The organism is Glutamicibacter sp. AGC84 (assembly GCF_053543575.1).
In genome coordinates this window covers 284,883-302,313 of record NZ_JBLVOC010000015.1, presented here as the reverse complement: position 1 = coordinate 302,313, position 17,431 = coordinate 284,883, and the positions used below count along the sequence as shown (strand labels likewise).

Sequence of the window (17,431 nt, the reverse complement as noted above, 5' to 3'; positions counted from 1 at the left end):
GCTTCCGGGCCGGCTCTTTTCTTGCGTTCCGGGCTTGGCCTAGCCCTTGGCCGGCTGCACGCTGAGCAGGATTTCGCGCACCAACGCGTATTCCTGGGTATCCAGGAACTGCTGCGCCTGCTGCTTCACCGGGTCATCCGGGACGCCGTGGTCTTCCAGATAGTCCTCTTCGACCCACATCATCGGCGACTGCTCGCCGACCTTGAAGAAGTTCAGATCCGGGTTCTCATTGCGCTGGGCGAGCACTTGGTCATCGACCAGGGCAATATCGAACCCGGAATCCTTCTCGCCATCTTCCTGGCTGGTCGATTCCCAGAACTCGGCAATGAGGCTGGCGGGATGGAAGCCGGTGCCAGCTCCGGGGTCCGGCAGCTCTTCGCGGTCCAGTAGCTCCCGCTCGTACAGCGACATGTCCCCATCCGGCGAGGTTGCCGTGGTGGGGATCAGCGTGAGCACATGCTTGCCCTGCACGTCCTTGATCTCCCATTCATCCCATTCGGTGCATTCACCCTCGCAGTCATCCCCGGTGGCGGTCCACTGCTCCGGGGTCATGAACTGGATGCTATGCACTTCATGCTCTTGGCTCAGCTCGGGCGCCGCCGTGCTTGGCGCATCCGGGCTTTCGGCGCTTGGCGATGGGCTGGATTCGGGACTCGAAGCCTCCGGCGCGCTGGCACTTGCCGATGGCGACGTGCCGCTTGGCGCAGGGTCCTGGCTGGGTGTCGAGTCCGGCTGGGCTCCCTGGCAGGCAGCCAGCATCAGCGCTGCTGCGCACATCATCGGGAGCGCGCCGAGACGGGTTCTGGCACGGTTCATCTTTTCCAACTCCTTGATCCATGATCCGGTCATGCAGCTGACATCGCGAGCTCCCCCATTGAATTCATCCTCCACTCAATTGCAGGTTTTTCCAATAGCGGCGGCATCACGCCTTAGTTGCAAGTTGTCCCGGTCGTGCTCCCGATGCCAGGTAATTTTCGATTTCCGGTAGTGCCCAGCCGCGAACAGTGGCAAGATATGTGAAGTGGAACACTCTAAGCATTCATTTCATAATTTAGATTCATTTATCGGCCTGGGCCGCCTCGGCGGCCTGGCGCTCTCCCCCGACGGCACCAAGCTCGTCACCACCCTCAGCGAGCTTTCCGAGGACGGGACGAAATACGAAAGCGCCCTTTGGTCGCTGGATCCCAAAGGCGAAGAACCAGCACGCAGGCTGACGTTCGGCGAGCACGGCGAATCGCAACCGCAGTTCACCGCCAACGGCGACCTGCTCTTCGTGGCCAAGCGCTCGTCGAAGGAAGACGCCAAGGCCGAAGGCTGGATCCTGCCGGTAGCAGGAGGCGAAGCCCGCTCGGTGATTTCCCACCCTGCCGGGGTGCAGTCCTTGCGGATCTGCCAGCAGTCCCCGCAGATCATCGTGCTGCGCGCCTCGGCTTTCTCCCGCGCCAAGGACCTGGACGCCGAAGCGGCACTGCGCACCGGCCGCAAGGACAAGAAGGTCTCGGCGATCCTGCACACCGGCTACCCGGTCCGCTACTGGGACGAAGATCTGGGCCCGTCCACCCCGCACTACTACACCGGGTCCCTGCCGGGCCTGCAGGAAGCCACCAGTACCCAGCTCACCGACCTCACCCCGGGCATCGGCGCGAATCTGGAGGATACCTCCTACGACGTTGCTTCCAATGGCAGTTTCCTGGTCACCGAATGGCAGGTTCCCGAAGGCCGGGCTTCCTCAGCCCCGGGAGTGATGCGCATCGACCTGCACACCGGCGCCCACGAAATGCTGCTGGCCCCCGACGACACGTACGAATATACGCTGGGCAAGATCAGCCCGGATTCAACCCAGCTGGCCTACGCCCGCTGGGAGCGTTCCACCGCCGATACCGCCCCGGTCTTCGAGTTGTGGCTGATGGATCTGGCCGACGGCGCCACCCACCGGATCGCCGCCGGCTGGGACCGCTGGGTCAATGACCTGCAGTGGGTTCCCAACGGGCGCTCGCTGCTGCTGACCGCCGATGACAACGGCCACGCCCCGGTCTTCCATCTGAGCCTGTACAACGACAAGATCACCCGGCTCACCGATGACGGCGCGTACACCGATCTGGCTATCAGCAGCGACTCGCGTACCGCCTACGCGCTGCGTTCCAGCTACCTGTACCCCGCCGAGCCCGTGGCCATCGACCTGGCGCACACCGGAAATCTTGAGCAAGGCGAATTCGCGGCACTGACCGAGCTGCGCTCTCCGGTTGCCCGCCCTGCCCTGCCCGGAACGCTCACCGAGGTCTCAGCCACCGCCGAAGACGGGTCGAGCATCCGCGCCTGGCTGGCCCTGCCCGCCACCGCTTCTGCCGCCGACAAGGCGCCGCTGCTGCTGTGGATCCACGGCGGGCCGCTGGGCTCGTGGAATGCCTGGAGCTGGCGCTGGAGCCCGTGGCTGCTGGTGGCCCAGGGCTATGCCGTGCTGCTGCCGGATCCGGCCCTGTCCACCGGCTACGGCCAGGAGTTCATCCAGCGCGGCTGGGGCCGCTGGGGCCAGGAACCGTACACTGACCTGCTGGCCATCACCGATGCCGCCGAGGCGCGGCCGGACATCGATGAAACCCGCACCGCCGCCATGGGCGGCTCCTTCGGCGGCTACATGGCCAACTGGGTGGCTGGGCACACCGACCGCTTCAAGGCCATCGTCACCCATGCCAGCCTGTGGGCGCTGGAAGGCTTCGGCAAGACCACCGACGCCGCGTTCTACTGGACCCGCGAGATGAGCCCCGAAATGCGCGAGCAGAACTCTCCGCATCATTCGGTGGGCAGCATCGTCACCCCGATGCTGGTCATCCACGGCGACAAGGACTACCGGGTGCCCATCGGCGAGGGCCTGCGCCTGTGGTACGAGCTGCTAGCCGATTCGGGGCTGCCCCAGAAGGAAGACGGCAGCACCGAGCACCAGTTCCTGTACTTCCCGGATGAGAACCACTGGGTGCTGTCCCCGCAGCACGCCAAAATCTGGTACCAGGTAGTCACCGAGTTCCTTTCCCAGAAGGTGCTGGGCAACGCGCCGCAGGAACTGCCCGAGCTGCTGGGCTAGAACCGCGCAGTGCCGGACTGCCGGGGCGGAGTCATTTCTGCCCCGGCAGTTCCACTGGCGCTGGAGCATCTCCCCCGGCACCGCGGCTGGCCAGCACCAGGGCCTTGGCCCGCCGCGCCACGTCGGCATCGCGTTCGCCCAGCAGCGCTACCAGCCGGGCCAGATGCGCCGCGCGCTGGGCATAGCCGGCGGCAAGCCGCTGGCCCAGGGTCATCGAGGATAATTCCTGGGCTTCGCGCCACGCCATCATCAAGGCCCGCTCGAACAATCGCTGCCCGGCCTCGTCCGCATTCCCGGCCGCGGTCGCGCCGAGCACGGCCACCGCATTGATCTGCGAATCCTCCAAGCCCATGGCCAGCTCCTCCAGCTGCCGGCGCGAATGCTGGACGGACCGCGAGCCGCGGGAGAACCGGGTCAGCTGCGAGGTCGCCCCGAGCAGGTACTGGAGGACCTGGACCACGTTGACCACCGTGAAGAACAGCATGAACACGAGCATCCAGTACAGCAGCGAGGTGCTGTAGTCCGGCTGCTCGTAGCCGGCCTGCTTGAGCACCACGGCGAAGCCCTCGGCCGCGCTGGCGGCTTCCATGGCCGGATAGTTCGACTCGTAGATGCTTCCATGCTCCCACCCGCCGGTCGTGCCCCAGGAGGCGGTGCCGCTGATGACTGCCCCCGAGATCAGCCCGGGGACGATTCCCTTGCCCTCGTCGGTGATCAGCAGCGGGATGATCGTCAGGTCCTCGGGCAGCTCGCCGTTGGCCGGATCCGCGCGATCGGAGTATTCGTCCTTGATCCGCAAGATCGCTGTGCGCACGCTCTCGGGCGTCGAATCGCGGTATTCCGAGCCGTCGAAGTGCTTGAGTTCCAGGTAGGCTTCGGCATCGCGCACCGCAACCAGGATCTGCTGCGGGGTGTCGAAGTCCTCTTCCATGTACCGGCGGATCTCGGCCTCGTCGACCAGCTTTCCCTGGTCATCGATTTCAAGTTCCATCCCCCGTCCGGACCCCTCATGGGTGCGTCCAGGCTCGTTGGCTACCGACGACACGATGAGCCCCGCGGCGATCAGGCTGCCCAGCAGCAGGGCAGAGAGCAGCCCCGCCATCCACGCCCGGCGCAGCTTGGGCGGTTCATCGCCCTCGGTGCCCACGGTGCCGGCGAACTTGGCCAGCGCGCGCCGCCAGGCACCGGGCTCGCGCGGCATGCCGTCTGCCTCCTGATCGGCCTGAAGCGTATCGCCGAGAATCCCGCGGGCCAGCGAGTTCGCCGTGGCGATCTGCTGCAAAGCGCTCTGCTTGGTGACCGGCGGCAAGCCCAGGCTGGCGCGCAGCTCATTGTGCTGGGCGCCGATCTGGGGCACCGGCTGCTGCAGGCCCCGCGGATAACGGCGCAGCCGGGCAGCGATCTTCCCGGCGAGCTTCGCCAGCCGCCGTTCGGCCTCGGCCCAGCGCTCGATGGCGGTGCGCTGGCTGGTATCGCCATGGGCGGCATTGAGCAGTTCGCCGAGGGCACTGCGGAAATCCGCCAGGTCCTTGCCGGCCACCATGGTGCCCGGAGCGGTGTCCAGCCGGATCAGCAGCGCCGTGGCCGCATCGTTGATCGGGCTGCTGAGCTTGTCGAAGGTGGATCCGGTGCCAGCCAGGTGCGCATGCACCGAGCCGGCGCCCATCAGCGAGTCGGCCAGTTCCGTCAGCTTGCGCGTGTCGGCCTCGAAGGCCGCCAGCTGCTGCCCGGTGCTCTGTTCCAGGCATTCAGCCCGGGTGAACAGCGAGCGCACCAAGGGCGCTTCGCGGCGGGCGGCATCCAGGGACAGGGATTCGAGCTGCCGCCACGCCTTGGTGAAGCCGGCAGGACGGCGCGATTGGTCGGTGGCCTGGTAGGTGGCTTCCAGTGCTTCGAGGTCCAGGAGCACGCGGGCCAGCTTGCGCTGCGCCGCGGCCAGCCGCCTGTGGCGCGATGCCCACCGCGAGCGGAAGCGCAGGGCGCTGGCCAGGAATGCGGCGGTGAGCATGGCGCTCGCACCCACGGCCGCGAACCAGAAGATCGCCGAGCTGCTGGGCGAATCGTCCAGCAGCACGGCGGCAGTATGCGCGGCGGCCACCGCCGCCTTGGGCCCATGGCCTACCGAAACGTTCTTGGTGAAGGCGTGCTCGATGTCGAAGCGCAGGTCGGTATGCGCGTCCTCGGATGCTGCAAGGCTGCGGTCCAGGCCCACCCCGGCGAAGCGCTGTTCAGCGTCGCTTAGCCCGGGATCCCTGTTCTCCATCCTGGTCGAGACGATGATCTGGTTTTCCGGCACCTGCCCGCGCAGCAGTTCATCACCCGTGAGCCAGCGGTCGGTGATGACCAGCTCCAGCGGGGCCGTGGCACGCACCGGGTGCCGGGCCAGCTCGGCGTCCACCGCCTGCTGGGTGATGTTGAAGCCGTTATCGCCGCGGACCACCACCTGGACCTCGTAGGGGTCCGGGACGTTGGCTGCCTGCACGGCCAGCACCGCACGCACGCCCAGCGCGGTGGTCACCAGCGCCATGACGATGGCGGCGATGGCAGTCCAATGGTACGGGCGGTGCAACCGCCGCCCGGTGGAATCATGCATCAAGCGGGCCGGCATCAGCGGGTCCCGCTTCCTGGCGCGAAATTCCGGAGCACCGCGATGGGATCGTCCTCCATCGGATCGGTTTTCCGCTGCGCGCCCTCCATTGATTCGCCCAGGCCGTGGGGAATCTTCAGCCTCGCCTGGCGGGCTTGGGCCAGTGCATCGTGCAACACGCCATCGAGTTCGTCGCGCAGTTCCCACAGCCTGTCCAGGATCCCCGGGGCCGTATCCGCGCCGCTACTCCTGCGGCTCAGGCGGGTGTGCAGCAGCTGCAGCTCATCGGTATGCGTGATGATCGCGGTGCGCGCGGCCTGCGCGCAAGCCAGTTGCCCGGCACCGGGAAGATCGAGGAACAGCGCCAGGTCCTCCAGCCGTGCACGGTGGTATGCGAAAATCCGGTTCCAGGACTCGCGCGAATCCCGTGGCCGTGCCGTGAAGGCGTGGGCCAGCTGCACCGCTCCGCGCAGCAGCGAGAGCTCGTGCTCGCGGTCGCGCAGCTGGGCCAGCTGCGCTTCGGAGACCTGCTGCGGCTGCAGGGAATCCGGGGCCATACCCAATGCGCGCAAGGCCCCTGGCTGGGAGCCGGCCCGTTGCCTTTCAAGTTCTGCCATGACCTGCGCCAAGCGGCTCTCCCCCGCCAGGCCGGGATCGGGCACCGGATGGCGGTCCAGGTAAATGCTTGCCCGCTGGATCCGTGATTCGAGCAGCTCGGCCTGCTTGTTGCGATCGGCGGCGGCTGCCTGCCGGGCCTTGCGGCGCTTGGCACGCCAGGCCCATGCGAGCAGGAATGCAAGGGCCGCGGCGAGCGCGCCCACGGCGATCACCTTGGCCAGTGTCCGGTCAGGCGGTGCCTGAAGCTGCTGGGTGGTGGCCAGCGCGACGGCGGTGATCCCCGCGGTGTAATCCCCGGCGGCGAACTCTCCCTGCCCTGCCTCCAGGATCCGCTGCTGGCTTCCCGGTGCGGTTTCGCGCACGTCGCGCCCGGGATCCACGGCGATTTCCACCGGATCCCCGGCTTCCTGGGGAAGCATCACGCCGATGGCGATCCAGCCTTCCCCGACATAGCCCAGGGTCTTTCCGTTCTCCAGCCAGTCATCGCTCAGCGCGTCGCTGTCGCCGAACATCAGCATCCCGCGCACCAGCTGCCCTGCGCCCTTGAGGTTGTTGGGTTCCTGGTCCACACCGAGCAGGATCTTCGCATCCTGTTCGCCCACGGCCTGCCTGACCTGGTCCATGATCCGTTCCGAATCCACCTCATCGAGTGCCGCATCGGTGACCGCCAGGTAGAAGTTGCCTTCCTGCGAGGTCACCGACGGGATGAGGACGGTGCCTTCATCTGCGGAGTCATCGTCGGGCGTCGCCGAGGGGTAGACCGGTGCCGTGGCCTCTGGCTGAGTTGGATCCGCGGCTGCCTGCGCCGGCACGGCACCCAGTCCCAGGCCCAGTCCCAGGGCTGCGAACAGGCCCGCGAGCAGCAGCTTGCCGGGGTACTTCAGGTCGGTGCAACACGTGCGGTTCATGGGAACAACTGTATCAACAGGGGTTTGAATAACCCTGCTCAAGGAACATTTCGAACCGCGGGGACGACACCGCCCCGCGCAGATCCCCTAAAGGTTCTGCGCGGGGCGGTGGACTGCCTCGCTGGTCCGGGAGCCCTTAGTCCAGCAGCATCGCCGGTTCCTGCAGGATCGACGCCACGTCGGCCATGAAGCGGGCCGAGAGGTCGCCATCAACCACGCGGTGGTCGAAGGAGCCGCCCAGGGTGGTGATCCAGCGCGGGACTACTTCGCCGTCGATGACCCATGGCTTCTGGCGGATCGTGCCGAAGGCAACGATGGCTACTTCGCCCGGGTTGATGATCGGGGTTCCGGTGTCGATGCCCAGCGCGCCGATGTTGGTGATGCTCAGCGAGCCATCGCGCATGTCCTCGGGACGGGTCTTGCCGGCACGAGCGGTGGTGGCCAGATCGTTCAGGGCGATGGCCAGTTCCTTCATGTTCAGGTTCTGGGCGTCCTTGATATTCGGCACCAGCAGGCCGCGCGGGGTGGCTGCGGCGATGCCCAGGTTCATGAAGCGCTTCTGGTGGATCTCGGCGCCGTTTGCGGTTTCCACCCAGCTGGCGTTCACCGAAGGGTTGCGGGCCGCCGCCCAGATCACGGCACGGGCCAGCACCAGCAGCGGCGAGACCTTGATGCCCTCGAAGTCGCGGGACTTCTTCAGGCGCTGCACGTATTCCATGGTTCGGCTGGCATCCACATCCACGAAGATCGAGACATGCGGTGCGGTGAAGGCCGAGTCGACCATGGCCTTGGCGGTGGCTTTGCGCACGCCGCGCACCGGGGTGCGTTCCACGCGGGCATCGGCCAGCTGGCCGTGGGCCCAGTAGGTTGGCGCCGCTGCGTGCTCGGCTTCGCGCTGGGCCTGGTAGCTGTTGACGTCTTCGCGGGTGATCTCGCCCTGGTTGCCGGTGCCCACCACGTCGTTGATGTCGATGCCCAGCTCCTTGGCCAGCCGGCGTACCGGCGGCTTGGCCAGCACGCGGTCCACGAAGCTCGCCACCGCAGGCTTGCGGCGGTCGACTTCGCGGGTCACCGCGGTACCCAGGGACTGCGCGCGGCGCGAGATGGTCTCGGCCAAGGCGGAGCCGGAGGCGCGCACCGCTGCGGTTCGCGCACCGGCCGTCGAAGGAGCGGGGCGGGTGGTGCGTGCCCGGCGCACCGAGGCATCAGCGGTGGGGCCCGATCCGACCAGCGGGCCGGGTTCCTCCGAGGCCTGCGGTGCGGCTGTGCTCAGGGCTTCGGCTGCTTCGGGCACGCCGGTTGGAGGTGCCGCGTTGCCTTCTTCATCGATGGTGATCAGCGGGTTGTCCACGAGTACGGTATCGCCCTCGGCCGCGTGCAATGCGGTGACCACCCCGGCGAAGGGGCAGGGCAGCTCGACCAGCGACTTCGCGGTTTCGATTTCCACGAAAATCTGGTTGACCTCAACGGTGTCGCCCACCTTGACCTTCCAGGAGGCGATATCCGCTTCGGTCAGGCCTTCGCCCACATCGGGGAGATTAAAGACTGTCATTACTACTCCTTGGATTCCGCTTAGTAAGCGAAAGACCGGTCGAGGGCTTCAAGCAACTTGTCGATGTCCGGCAGGTACTGGGACTCCACCTTGGAAATCGGGTAAGGCATGTGGAACCCGCCCACGCGCAGCACTGGGGCTTCCAGCGAGAGGAAGGCGCGCTCGGTGATGCGGGCCGCGATTTCGCCGCCCAGGCCGCCGAAGGTCGGCGCTTCGTGGGTGACAATCAGCCGGCCGGTCTTCTGCACCGATTCGGTAATGGTGTCGAAATCGATCGGCGACAGCGAGCGCAGGTCGATGACCTCGATGGACCGGCCATCTTCCAGCGCGGCATCAGCGGCAGCCAGGGCGATCGGCACCAGCGGACCGTAGGCGACGATGGTCGCGTCGGTGCCCGGGCGGACCACCTGCGCCTTGAAGGCATCCAGCGCCGGGGTTTCGGTATCGACCTCGCCCTTGAGCCAGTAGCGGCGCTTGGGCTCGAAGAAGATCACCGGGTCCTGGCAGCTGGCTGCCTGCTGGATCATCCAGTAGGCGTCATGCGCGTTGGACGGGGTGATGATGCGCAGGCCCGCGGTGTGGGCGAACAGCGCCTCCGGGGATTCGGAGTGGTGCTCGATGGAGCCGATGCCGCCGCCGTAAGGGATGCGGATGACTACAGGCGTGGTCAGACGCCCCTCGGAGCGGGCGTGCATCTTGGCCAGCTGGGTGGTGATCTGGCTGAAAGCCGGGAAGACGAAGCCGTCGAACTGGATTTCCACCAGCGGGCTGAAGCCGCGCAGGGCCATGCCCACGGCGGTGCCGACGATGCCGGCCTCGCCCAGCGGCGAGTCGATGACGCGGTGCTCGCCATACTTGTCGATCAGCCCGTCGGTGATGCGGTAGACGCCGCCGAGGCGCCCGATGTCCTCGCCCATCAGCAGAGACTTGCCATTGGACTCCAGCACCTTGTCCAGGCCGCTGGTAATGGCCTTGGCCAGGGTCATTGTGGTGGTCATTTAGTGCTCTCCCTCAGCCGCATCGGCGAATCCTGCTTCGTATTCCAGATGCCAGGCCAGTTCTTCCTGGATCAGTGGATGCGCTTCGGCGTAGACCTGCTCGAAGGACTTGGCCAGCGGCGGGACAGGGAAGGCCATGGCGTCTTCGCGGACCTTGGCAGCCATCGCATCAGCGTCGGCGGCCAGCTGCTCGAAGTAGGCGTCGTCAACCAGGTTGTTCTCGCGCAGGTAGGTTTCCAGGCGGATCAGCGGGTCCTTCGGGGCCCACTGGGCCTCTTCTTCGCTCATGCGGTATTTGGTTGGATCATCGGCGGTGGTATGCGCGCCGAGGCGGTAGGTGACGGCCTCAATGAGGACCGGGCCCTTGCCGCTTCGTGCGTGTTCCAGCGCCCAGCGGGTGACCGCCAGAACGGCCAGCACGTCGTTGCCATCCACGCGCACTCCCGGCATGCCGTAGCCTGCGGCGCGGTTGACCAGCGGCACTTTGGACTGGACCTCGAAAGGAACGGAGATCGCCCACTGGTTGTTCTGGCAGAAGTAGACCACCGGTGCGTTGAAGGAGCTGGCGAAGACCATGGACTCATGGGTTTCGCCCTCGGTGGAGGAGCCATCGCCGAAGTAGGCGACTACGGCGTTGCCCTCCTTGGCGCGACGTGCTTCATCCCAGCCGCGCTGTTCCATGTTCAAAGCCATTGCATAACCGGCGGCATGCGGCATCTGCGCGGCAAGCACCATGGTGTACATGTGGAAGTTGTTTTCCCGGGGATCCCAGCCGCCTCCGGAGATGCCGCGGAACAGGCGCAGCATTTCGGAGAAGGACACATCGCGGGTCAGTGCCACGCCGTGCTCGCGGTAGGTGGGGAAGATGTAGTCGCTTCGGCGGGTGGCACGGCCGGAACCGATCTGCGCCGCTTCCTGCCCGCGCAGCGGAACCCAGAGGCACAACTGGCCCTGGCGCTGCAATGCTGTGGCCTCTTGGTCGAATCGACGGGTCAATGCCATGTCGCGGTAGAAGCCGCGAAGCATGTCATCATCAACGTCACCCAGATACGCATCGTACGTTCCATGGGACTGACGCTGGCCGTCCGGAGTCAGGATCTGAATCAGATCCGGCTCCGTCGCCTCGGTCGCAGCACGCGTCATTTATCATCCTTCGGTCATAAATATGCCCCACACGGAATACATTCCGCATGGGACATATACGGCTTGTCTAATTTCTAAGCCTATAGGCACTGACCGCTAAAACGCGAGAAATCAGCACCAGTTGCCCCTATGCCAGGTCTAGTGATTCCTTGCACAGTTCAATAAAACGATCGTTTGCTTCAACTTCGCCGATGGAGACGCGCACTCCTTCGTTCGAGAAGCCGCGCACCGACAGCGCCACGGCGTTTGCCCGCTCGACGAACTCATCGGTCTTTTCGCCCAGCGGAAGCCAGACGAAGTTCGCCTGGGTGGAAGGAATCTTCCAGCCCTGCCCGGACAGGGCCGAGGCAACTCGTTCGCGTTCCATGACCAAGCCCTCAACGCGCTCAAGCACCTGGTCGATGTGGGCCAGCGAAGCGACCGCGGCATCCTCGGCCACGCTGGAGACGGCAAACGGGGTGGCCACTACGCGGATGTTATCGGTGATCTCCGGGTGAGCCACCGAGTAGCCCACCCTGAGATTCGCCAGGCCGTGAGCCTTCGAGAAAGTGCGCAGGAGAACCACATTTTCGTTCTCGTTGTAGGTATGGATGCCATCCACCGATTTCTCGTCGCGGACGAACTCGGTGTAGGCCTCATCCAGGACAACCAGCACGTTCTTCGGAACCCGTGCCAGGAAGTCATCGACTTCGGCCTGGCTGAGTACCGGACCGGTGGGGTTATTCGGTGTGCACAGCAAGATGACTGAAGTGTTCTCGTTCACCGCTGCGATCATGGATTCCAGATCGTGGCGCCCGTCTTCCAGCAACGGGATTTCAACGGGCAGCGCACCGGCAGTCTGCACGAGGATTGGGTAGGCCTCGAAGGAACGCCACGCATAGATGACTTCATCCTGGATGCCGTCTTCGTTCTGGCCCGCGAAGGCGTTCAGGATCTGCACCAACGCGCCAAGGGAACCGGCCCCGGTCACGATGTCTTCCGCAGGAACGTCCAAGTACTCGGAAAGTGCTTCGCGCAGCTTGGTCGATAGCGGATCAGGGTAGCGATTCAGGCTGGACTGCTCCACGACCGCCCGATGCACAGCGTCCAAGGGACCGAAGGGAATTTCATTCGATGACAGCTTGTAAGCTCTCGCGCCTTCAATAGAGGCAGGCGGCTTGCCCGCAGCGTATTTGGGCAAACGTGCAACTACAGAGCGTGGCTGCACCTGATCTTGGGTCACCGGGTTCTCAGTCATACCTCAAAGCCTAGCCCTCACTAAGGGTTTAGCGATATCTGCGGTTCATCCTAATCCCAGATTTCTATGCCAAAGTTAAGGCATGAGCTTTCTGATTCGAGTCATCGTCAATGCGCTTGCCCTCGCCGCCGCCGTCTGGATTGTGCCCGGCCTCAAGATCGTCGCGGCCGGCGAAGGTGCAGTAAGCACGGTCATCGCCTATTTGGCGGTTGGCGCAATCTTCGGATTGGTCAACGCCTTGGTCCGTCCGATCGTCAAGCTGTTCTCCTTGCCAATCACCTGCCTCACCTTGGGCTTGTTCACCATCGTGATTAACGCCCTGATGCTCCTGCTGACTTCATGGCTGACGACCTTCACCCCGATTGAACTGGTCATCGAGCAGTTCTGGTGGGATGCCATCTCCGGCACGATTATCATCTCCATCGTCTCTGCGGTCCTCGGATTGTTCGTCAAGAGCGAGAACGAGTAAGCGGTATTCGACGCAGTACAAGAAGAGGACGGCATCCTGAACTGGGTCCCTGAAGTTGGACTAACTAAATAATAGTCCCGCTCAGGCTGCAAGGGTACGGCATCGATATTCCATCGGTGCCATACCCTTCAGTCGTTCCTGACGCCGACTAACGTTGTACCAATCGATGTACGTCTCAATCTCCACCTTGAGATCCTCGAAATCTGCGAAGTGCTCTCCATGGAACATCTCCGACTTGAGATGACCGAAGAAATTCTCCATGACCGAGTTGTCGAAGCAATTCCCTTTACGCGACATGGACTGCACTGCACACCATGCTCCTCCAGCAAGGCCTTCCACGACCGATGCTGATACTGGAACCCCTGATCCGTATGCACCAACAGCTTCTTGCCGAAGTCCCTCGACCCTAAAGCCTGTGCCAAACTTTCGTTGGTGAACGCCGTAGTCGGTGACGAAGCGATCGTGTAGCTCAAGATGCTGTGGTCAAACAGATCCATGATGGGAGGCAAATACAGTTTCCTCTGATCAACCCGAAACTCTGTCACGTCACTGACGTAAACAGTATCCGGGGTTTCCACGTCAAACTGTCGTTGCAACAGGTTTTCAGCGATCTTGCTCTGCTCGCCCTGGTACGAGTTGTAGCGTCGCTTAGGGCGCGCTTTGGACTGAAAATTTAGGATTCTCATGAGCTTACGGACCAGCTTCATGCCGATGGCCCATCCTTGAGCGCGCAGGTCCATGTGGACTCTTCGGTACCCGTAGCGTCGTTTACTGTTCTCAAACGACGTGGTGATGGCTGCTTTGAGGTCCGCATACGGATCTGTCTGATCCATCAACTTCAGATGGTAGTAATAGGTTGACCTGGCCAAGCCAGCTACGGCAAGCAGGTCAGCGAGATCGTGCTCTGACTTGAGAGTGACAATCGCTTGGGTTTTTAGCGGTGTCCCTGATCCCTCAAGTCTCGGAGTTTTTCCAGATAAGCCACCTTGGCTAACAGCCGTTTGTTTTCTTGGCGGAGCTTGTCTTCTTCGCTCAACGGTGGTTTCATAGCGGAGCCTTTAGGGCGTCCTTTAGGTTTCGGCATCAGTGCTTCATCGCCGTCTTTTCGCCAGGCCCGTACCCAAGTTTGGACTAGGATAATGGAGCTGAGCTGGAACTCGGTGGCAAGTTCCATGGCCGTTTCACCTGCAAGGAAACGGTCAACGACTTCCTTCTTGGTCTCGAAGGAATACTGCGTTTTGGTTGGTTTCTCCATGAGGCATAGCCTGCCATGTAACCGCCACCGCTCATAGAGGCGCAGGGTCGCGTTTACGCCCGCATTGACCATTGATGCCGCGACCCAATATCCGTATCCTTGCTCGAAGAATGCAACGAGTTGCTCGCGTTGATGCTCCGATAGTGTGCTTCGTGCGCGCATAAAAATGCTCCCCAAAAGTTGTTGACTTTTATAGTCCAACTTCTGGGGAGCAGTTCAATCCCACAGGTGCCGTCCTCTTTCGTTAATATCCGATTCGCCGGCCCCGATCAGCGTCCCATCTTCTGCCCTGATCCACAGCACCATTCATCAGCACGGTGATACCCGGTGATGCTGATCCGGCCGGCTGGTTGCAGTTCTTGAGCGCTTTAGTGGCGTGGTGCCATGTGCTTGAGCCGCTCCTTGTCTTCTTCCTTCAAGGGCGGACGTTCTTTTTGCTTGCGCTCCAGCTTGAACATGCGGATTTTCAGCGGGGATTCGGGAAGGTAGAACTGCTTCAGATGCTCTCTGATTTCCAGTTTCGGGTCCTCATCGAGTTCCACGAGGTGGTCACCGTAATTCTTGAGGTGATGCGACGGGCCGAAGAGCCCGTCTTCGGGCAAGATGTCCTGCATGTGCTCGCGCGGACCTGGGAAAGTGGTGGTGTAATGCTCGCCCTTGCGGGGATTGGGTCCGCCATCGGTGCCGGGCACCATATCTTTTCGGTCTTCTACGGATAGGCTGCGGACATCCTCTGGCAGATCAATAGTGCCGATGGGAGAACCAAGGGTCAGCACCTTGTTCAGCTTGTACTTGCGCTTCAAGAACTTGTTCTTCGTCAGCTGGGCTACGTGAATGCCTCCTTGCGAGTAGCCGGAGAGGATTACTTCATCGCCCTCTTTCGCTCCGCTGAGCCTTAATGCTTCATCGAGCGGTTCCACAAAATTCTCGGATTCCACCCCGAAGCCGTCAGCGATGCCTTCCGGGCCGAAAGGCGAAGGAACTTCGGCGTCATCCTGCGTCCCCGGAAAGAGCGCGATATAAGTTTCATCGTCAGCTTCGACGATCATGATCTTTCCGTTGTTCTCCGTGCCTTCGCCCTCCAGCTTTTCGTGCAGCTGGAAATAGCTTCTCATCTTGCCATCCAGTTCAACCGTCTGAGCTGGATCTTGCCCTGCGAGCTCTATTTCGGTATCCCGGTTTGACCCCAGCAGCCGCATAATCCGCGACAGCGACTTGGCGGTACCTTCGATTTGCTCGGTCAAGGTCATATTCGGCGCCAAGGGCCAGTGCGGGATGTAGGACATCAGCAAGCGCAAAAAGGTCTCCATGCTTTCCCTCGGCGGACGCCAGCCGTTATCGCGGGTCTTGGATATGAAGTCCCCGACCAGTACTGCGCTGGTGCTTACGAGCATCATCCGTTCAACTGCGGCTTCGGCAACCTCATAATTCCGCATGGCCGCAGAGACCTTTCCGGTAAGTTCGAACGCTATGATTTCGCCTTCCCTGGCCTGCTGATAGCTGTCTCTGATCAAATCGCCTAGATGCCCGATGCCATAGCCCCTGGCTTCAATGCCTGCTGCCATGCACTGCAGATTCAGGTCCCCCTGGCAACTGTCCGCAGCCTGCGCGGCCCTGAGTAAAGCGTCGGATATGCCATTGATGTCGCGAGCAACCCGCTGGCAGATTTCCCCTGCCTGGGCGTAATCCGGCTCGTTGTAATTGACTTCATATCCCATGGCTACGAGGCCAATCTCTGGTTCATGATTTGCGCTTCGAGGTTTTGGATCTCACGCATGGCAACCCCCAAGTACTCTTCAGCGTTGTTCAGCTCGCCATTGAGCATTTCCAGTCGCTGGCTCAGCTCCTCAACATTGTCTAGAAACGCCTTGCCAGCCTTTGAATTCCAAGTCAATGCCCGGATTGAACCCAACTGTGCGATGGCGAACTTAGTGGTTTTCTGGGCGTCATCGAGCTGACTTGCCACCGTCAGCAGCGTCGCTTGAAACATCATTTCCTTGCTCCGCATCCTTGAGAATTTGTCCACCATCATGGACAGCAACAATGGGGCACCAGCACGTTTGGCGACCGGTTGTGGAAACAGCAGTGAAGTAAAAGATGTGATGTAGCGCCGAGGATGGAAGAATATGAGTATGGCTGAGATTGCGCGCACTTCCCTTGCTAATGAACCACTGGCTTTGACTGCCCTCGACGGACGCTACCGCAGCGCCGTGGCACCGCTGGTCGACTACCTTTCCGAAGCGGCTTTGAACCGCGATCGCGTTCACGTTGAAGTTGAATGGCTGATCCACTTGACCGATAACTCCGTTCTTCCAGGCACCTCCCCGCTTTCTGCGGAACAGAAGGCAGCACTGCGCAAGATCGTCACCGATTTCAACGCTGATTCCGTGAAGGAACTGGCAGAGATCGAAGCTGTCACCGTTCACGATGTGAAGGCTGTCGAGTACTACATCGCTAACCGCCTGGAAGCGATCGGCATTGGCAACCTCAAGCCGCTGGTGCATTTCGGCTGCACCTCTGAAGACATCAACAACCTGTCCTACGCTCTGGGCGTCCAGGGCGGCGTGCAGCAGGTATGGCTGCCGGCAGCCCGCGACCTGGTGGCACAGCTGGCCAAGATGGCCGAGGACTCCCGCGACGTGCCGATGCTCTCGCGCACCCACGGCCAGCCAGCCACCCCAACCACCCTGGGCAAGGAACTGGCAGTTCTGGCGTGGCGCCTGACCCGCCAGCTGGACCGCGTTGAGAAGACCGAGTACCTGGGCAAGATCAATGGCGCTACCGGCACCTATGCTGCCCACTACGCTTCGGTCCCGACCGCTGACTGGCAGCAGATCTCCAAAGGTTTCGTTGAGCACCTGGGCCTGACCTGGAACCCGCTGACCACCCAGATCGAATCCCACGACTGGCAGGCAGAGGTCTACGCAGACATTGCACGCTTCAACAGCATCCTGCACAACCTGTGCACCGATGTCTGGAGCTACATCTCCATCGGCTACTTCGCGCAGATCCCAGTGGCCGGCGCCACCGGATCCTCGACCATGCCGCACAAGGTCAACCCGATCCGCTTCGAGAACGCAGAAGCCAACCTGGAGATCTCCAACGGCCTGCTGAACACCCTGGGTTCCACCCTGGTCACCAGCCGCTGGCAGCGCGACCTGACCGACTCCTCCTCGCAGCGCAACATCGGTACCGCCATCGGCCACTCGGTGCTAGCAATCTCCAACGTTGCCAAGGGCTTGGATCGACTGTCTGTCGCCGAAGCCGTGCTGGCTGACGACTTGGACCACAACTGGGAGGTCCTTGCAGAGGCCATCCAGATGGTCATGCGCGCCGAGGCTATCGCCGGTGTCGAAGGCATGGACAACCCCTACGAGCGCCTGAAGGACCTGACCCGCGGCCACCGCGTGGATGCGGCCCGCCTGAAGGAATTCGTTGGCGAGCTGGGCCTGTCGGCTGAAGCCGAAACCCGCCTGCAGTCGCTGACCCCGGGCAGCTACAACGGCATCGCTTCGCAGCTGGTTGACCACCTGAAGAAATGACGTCCATTTAGCCGAAATTGCGTAAATAGAAGCGGCGGTGCCC

Annotated in this window: 13 protein-coding genes and 1 pseudogene; 3 read left to right on the top strand and 11 right to left on the bottom strand. The window is 62.7% G+C overall.

What is annotated here, in order from left to right:
- Window positions 1–39: 39 nt before the first annotated feature.
- A complete protein-coding gene (locus ACNPN0_RS10175; RefSeq protein ID WP_448937756.1) occupies window positions 40–816 on the bottom strand; it encodes a hypothetical protein in 777 nt (258 codons plus the stop codon).
- Between the two features lie 205 nt (window positions 817–1,021).
- Between ACNPN0_RS10175 and ACNPN0_RS10170 the strand changes: the two genes are divergently transcribed.
- Window positions 1,022–3,079, top strand: a complete 2,058-nt coding sequence (locus ACNPN0_RS10170) for a S9 family peptidase (RefSeq protein WP_448938895.1) — start codon at window positions 1,022–1,024, stop codon at window positions 3,077–3,079.
- Window positions 3,080–3,110: 31 nt separating this feature from the next.
- On the opposite strand, the gene ACNPN0_RS10165 is transcribed toward ACNPN0_RS10170, so the two are convergent.
- The 6 genes from ACNPN0_RS10165 to ACNPN0_RS10140 all read right to left on the bottom strand — a co-directional run bounded on the left by ACNPN0_RS10165 (window position 3,111) and on the right by ACNPN0_RS10140 (window position 12,122).
- A complete protein-coding gene (locus ACNPN0_RS10165) occupies window positions 3,111–5,687 on the bottom strand; it encodes a hypothetical protein (RefSeq protein ID WP_448937758.1) in 2,577 nt (858 codons plus the stop codon).
- Entirely contained in the window at window positions 5,687–7,192 is a 1,506-nt protein-coding gene (locus ACNPN0_RS10160) for a hypothetical protein (protein ID WP_448937759.1), read from the bottom strand. The genes ACNPN0_RS10165 and ACNPN0_RS10160 overlap by 1 nt, the downstream gene beginning before the upstream one ends.
- 136 nt (window positions 7,193–7,328) lie before the next feature.
- Window positions 7,329–8,744, bottom strand: a complete 1,416-nt coding sequence (locus tag ACNPN0_RS10155; protein ID WP_332731564.1) for a dihydrolipoamide acetyltransferase family protein — start codon at window positions 8,742–8,744, stop codon at window positions 7,329–7,331.
- 20 nt (window positions 8,745–8,764) lie between these two features.
- Window positions 8,765–9,742 (bottom strand): alpha-ketoacid dehydrogenase subunit beta, encoded by a 978-nt coding sequence (locus tag ACNPN0_RS10150; RefSeq protein WP_133834092.1) that lies wholly within the window; start codon window positions 9,740–9,742, stop codon window positions 8,765–8,767.
- Entirely contained in the window at window positions 9,743–10,885 is a 1,143-nt protein-coding gene (gene pdhA / locus ACNPN0_RS10145; protein WP_105656216.1) for a pyruvate dehydrogenase (acetyl-transferring) E1 component subunit alpha, read from the bottom strand.
- 127 nt (window positions 10,886–11,012) lie between these two features.
- Entirely contained in the window at window positions 11,013–12,122 is a 1,110-nt protein-coding gene (locus ACNPN0_RS10140; protein WP_448937760.1) for a histidinol-phosphate transaminase, read from the bottom strand.
- A gap of 82 nt (window positions 12,123–12,204) precedes the next feature.
- Here ACNPN0_RS10140 and ACNPN0_RS10135 point away from each other — a divergent pair, with 82 nt between their 5' ends.
- The gene (locus tag ACNPN0_RS10135) at window positions 12,205–12,591 is read left to right on the top strand and encodes a phage holin family protein (RefSeq protein WP_332503718.1); all 387 of its coding nucleotides are present in this window, start codon (window positions 12,205–12,207) and stop codon (window positions 12,589–12,591) included.
- An 81-nt stretch (window positions 12,592–12,672) separates the two neighbouring features.
- Here ACNPN0_RS10135 and ACNPN0_RS10130 read toward each other — a convergent pair.
- From ACNPN0_RS10130 to ACNPN0_RS10115, 4 genes and pseudogenes are all read right to left on the bottom strand, one after another.
- A pseudogene (locus ACNPN0_RS10130) lies at window positions 12,673–13,478 on the bottom strand (IS3 family transposase).
- A gap of 47 nt (window positions 13,479–13,525) precedes the next feature.
- Window positions 13,526–14,008 (bottom strand): helix-turn-helix domain-containing protein, encoded by a 483-nt coding sequence (locus tag ACNPN0_RS10125; protein ID WP_448937761.1) that lies wholly within the window; start codon window positions 14,006–14,008, stop codon window positions 13,526–13,528.
- A 206-nt stretch (window positions 14,009–14,214) separates the two neighbouring features.
- On the bottom strand, window positions 14,215–15,564 hold the full coding sequence (locus ACNPN0_RS10120; RefSeq protein ID WP_448937762.1) for a hypothetical protein: 1,350 nt from the start codon (window positions 15,562–15,564) through the stop codon (window positions 14,215–14,217).
- A 2-nt stretch (window positions 15,565–15,566) separates the two neighbouring features.
- Entirely contained in the window at window positions 15,567–15,998 is a 432-nt protein-coding gene (locus tag ACNPN0_RS10115) for a hypothetical protein (RefSeq protein ID WP_448937763.1), read from the bottom strand.
- Between ACNPN0_RS10115 and purB the strand changes: the two genes are divergently transcribed.
- A complete protein-coding gene (gene purB / locus ACNPN0_RS10110) occupies window positions 15,979–17,388 on the top strand; it encodes an adenylosuccinate lyase (RefSeq protein ID WP_332489310.1) in 1,410 nt (469 codons plus the stop codon). The two genes, ACNPN0_RS10115 and purB, sit on opposite strands and share 20 nt — an antisense overlap.
- Window positions 17,389–17,431: the final 43 nt, after the last annotated feature.

Excerpts from the sequence above, each read along its gene's own strand:
- purB (WP_332489310.1), top strand. The coding sequence starts at position 15,979 with ATGGCTGAGATTGCGCGCACTTCCCTTGCTAATGAACCACTGGCTTTG.
- ACNPN0_RS10135 (WP_332503718.1), top strand. The coding sequence starts at position 12,205 with ATGAGCTTTCTGATTCGAGTCATCGTCAATGCGCTTGCCCTCGCCGCC.
- ACNPN0_RS10140 (WP_448937760.1), bottom strand. The coding sequence starts at position 12,122 with ATGACTGAGAACCCGGTGACCCAAGATCAGGTGCAGCCACGCTCTGTA.
- ACNPN0_RS10155 (WP_332731564.1), bottom strand. The coding sequence starts at position 8,744 with ATGACAGTCTTTAATCTCCCCGATGTGGGCGAAGGCCTGACCGAAGCG.
- ACNPN0_RS10150 (WP_133834092.1), bottom strand. The coding sequence starts at position 9,742 with ATGACCACCACAATGACCCTGGCCAAGGCCATTACCAGCGGCCTGGAC.
- ACNPN0_RS10125 (WP_448937761.1), bottom strand. The coding sequence starts at position 14,008 with ATGCGCGCACGAAGCACACTATCGGAGCATCAACGCGAGCAACTCGTT.
- ACNPN0_RS10160 (WP_448937759.1), bottom strand. The coding sequence starts at position 7,192 with ATGAACCGCACGTGTTGCACCGACCTGAAGTACCCCGGCAAGCTGCTG.
- pdhA (WP_105656216.1), bottom strand. The coding sequence starts at position 10,885 with ATGACGCGTGCTGCGACCGAGGCGACGGAGCCGGATCTGATTCAGATC.
- ACNPN0_RS10120 (WP_448937762.1), bottom strand. The coding sequence starts at position 15,564 with ATGGGATATGAAGTCAATTACAACGAGCCGGATTACGCCCAGGCAGGG.
- ACNPN0_RS10165 (WP_448937758.1), bottom strand. The coding sequence starts at position 5,687 with ATGCCGGCCCGCTTGATGCATGATTCCACCGGGCGGCGGTTGCACCGC.
- ACNPN0_RS10175 (WP_448937756.1), bottom strand. The coding sequence starts at position 816 with ATGAACCGTGCCAGAACCCGTCTCGGCGCGCTCCCGATGATGTGCGCA.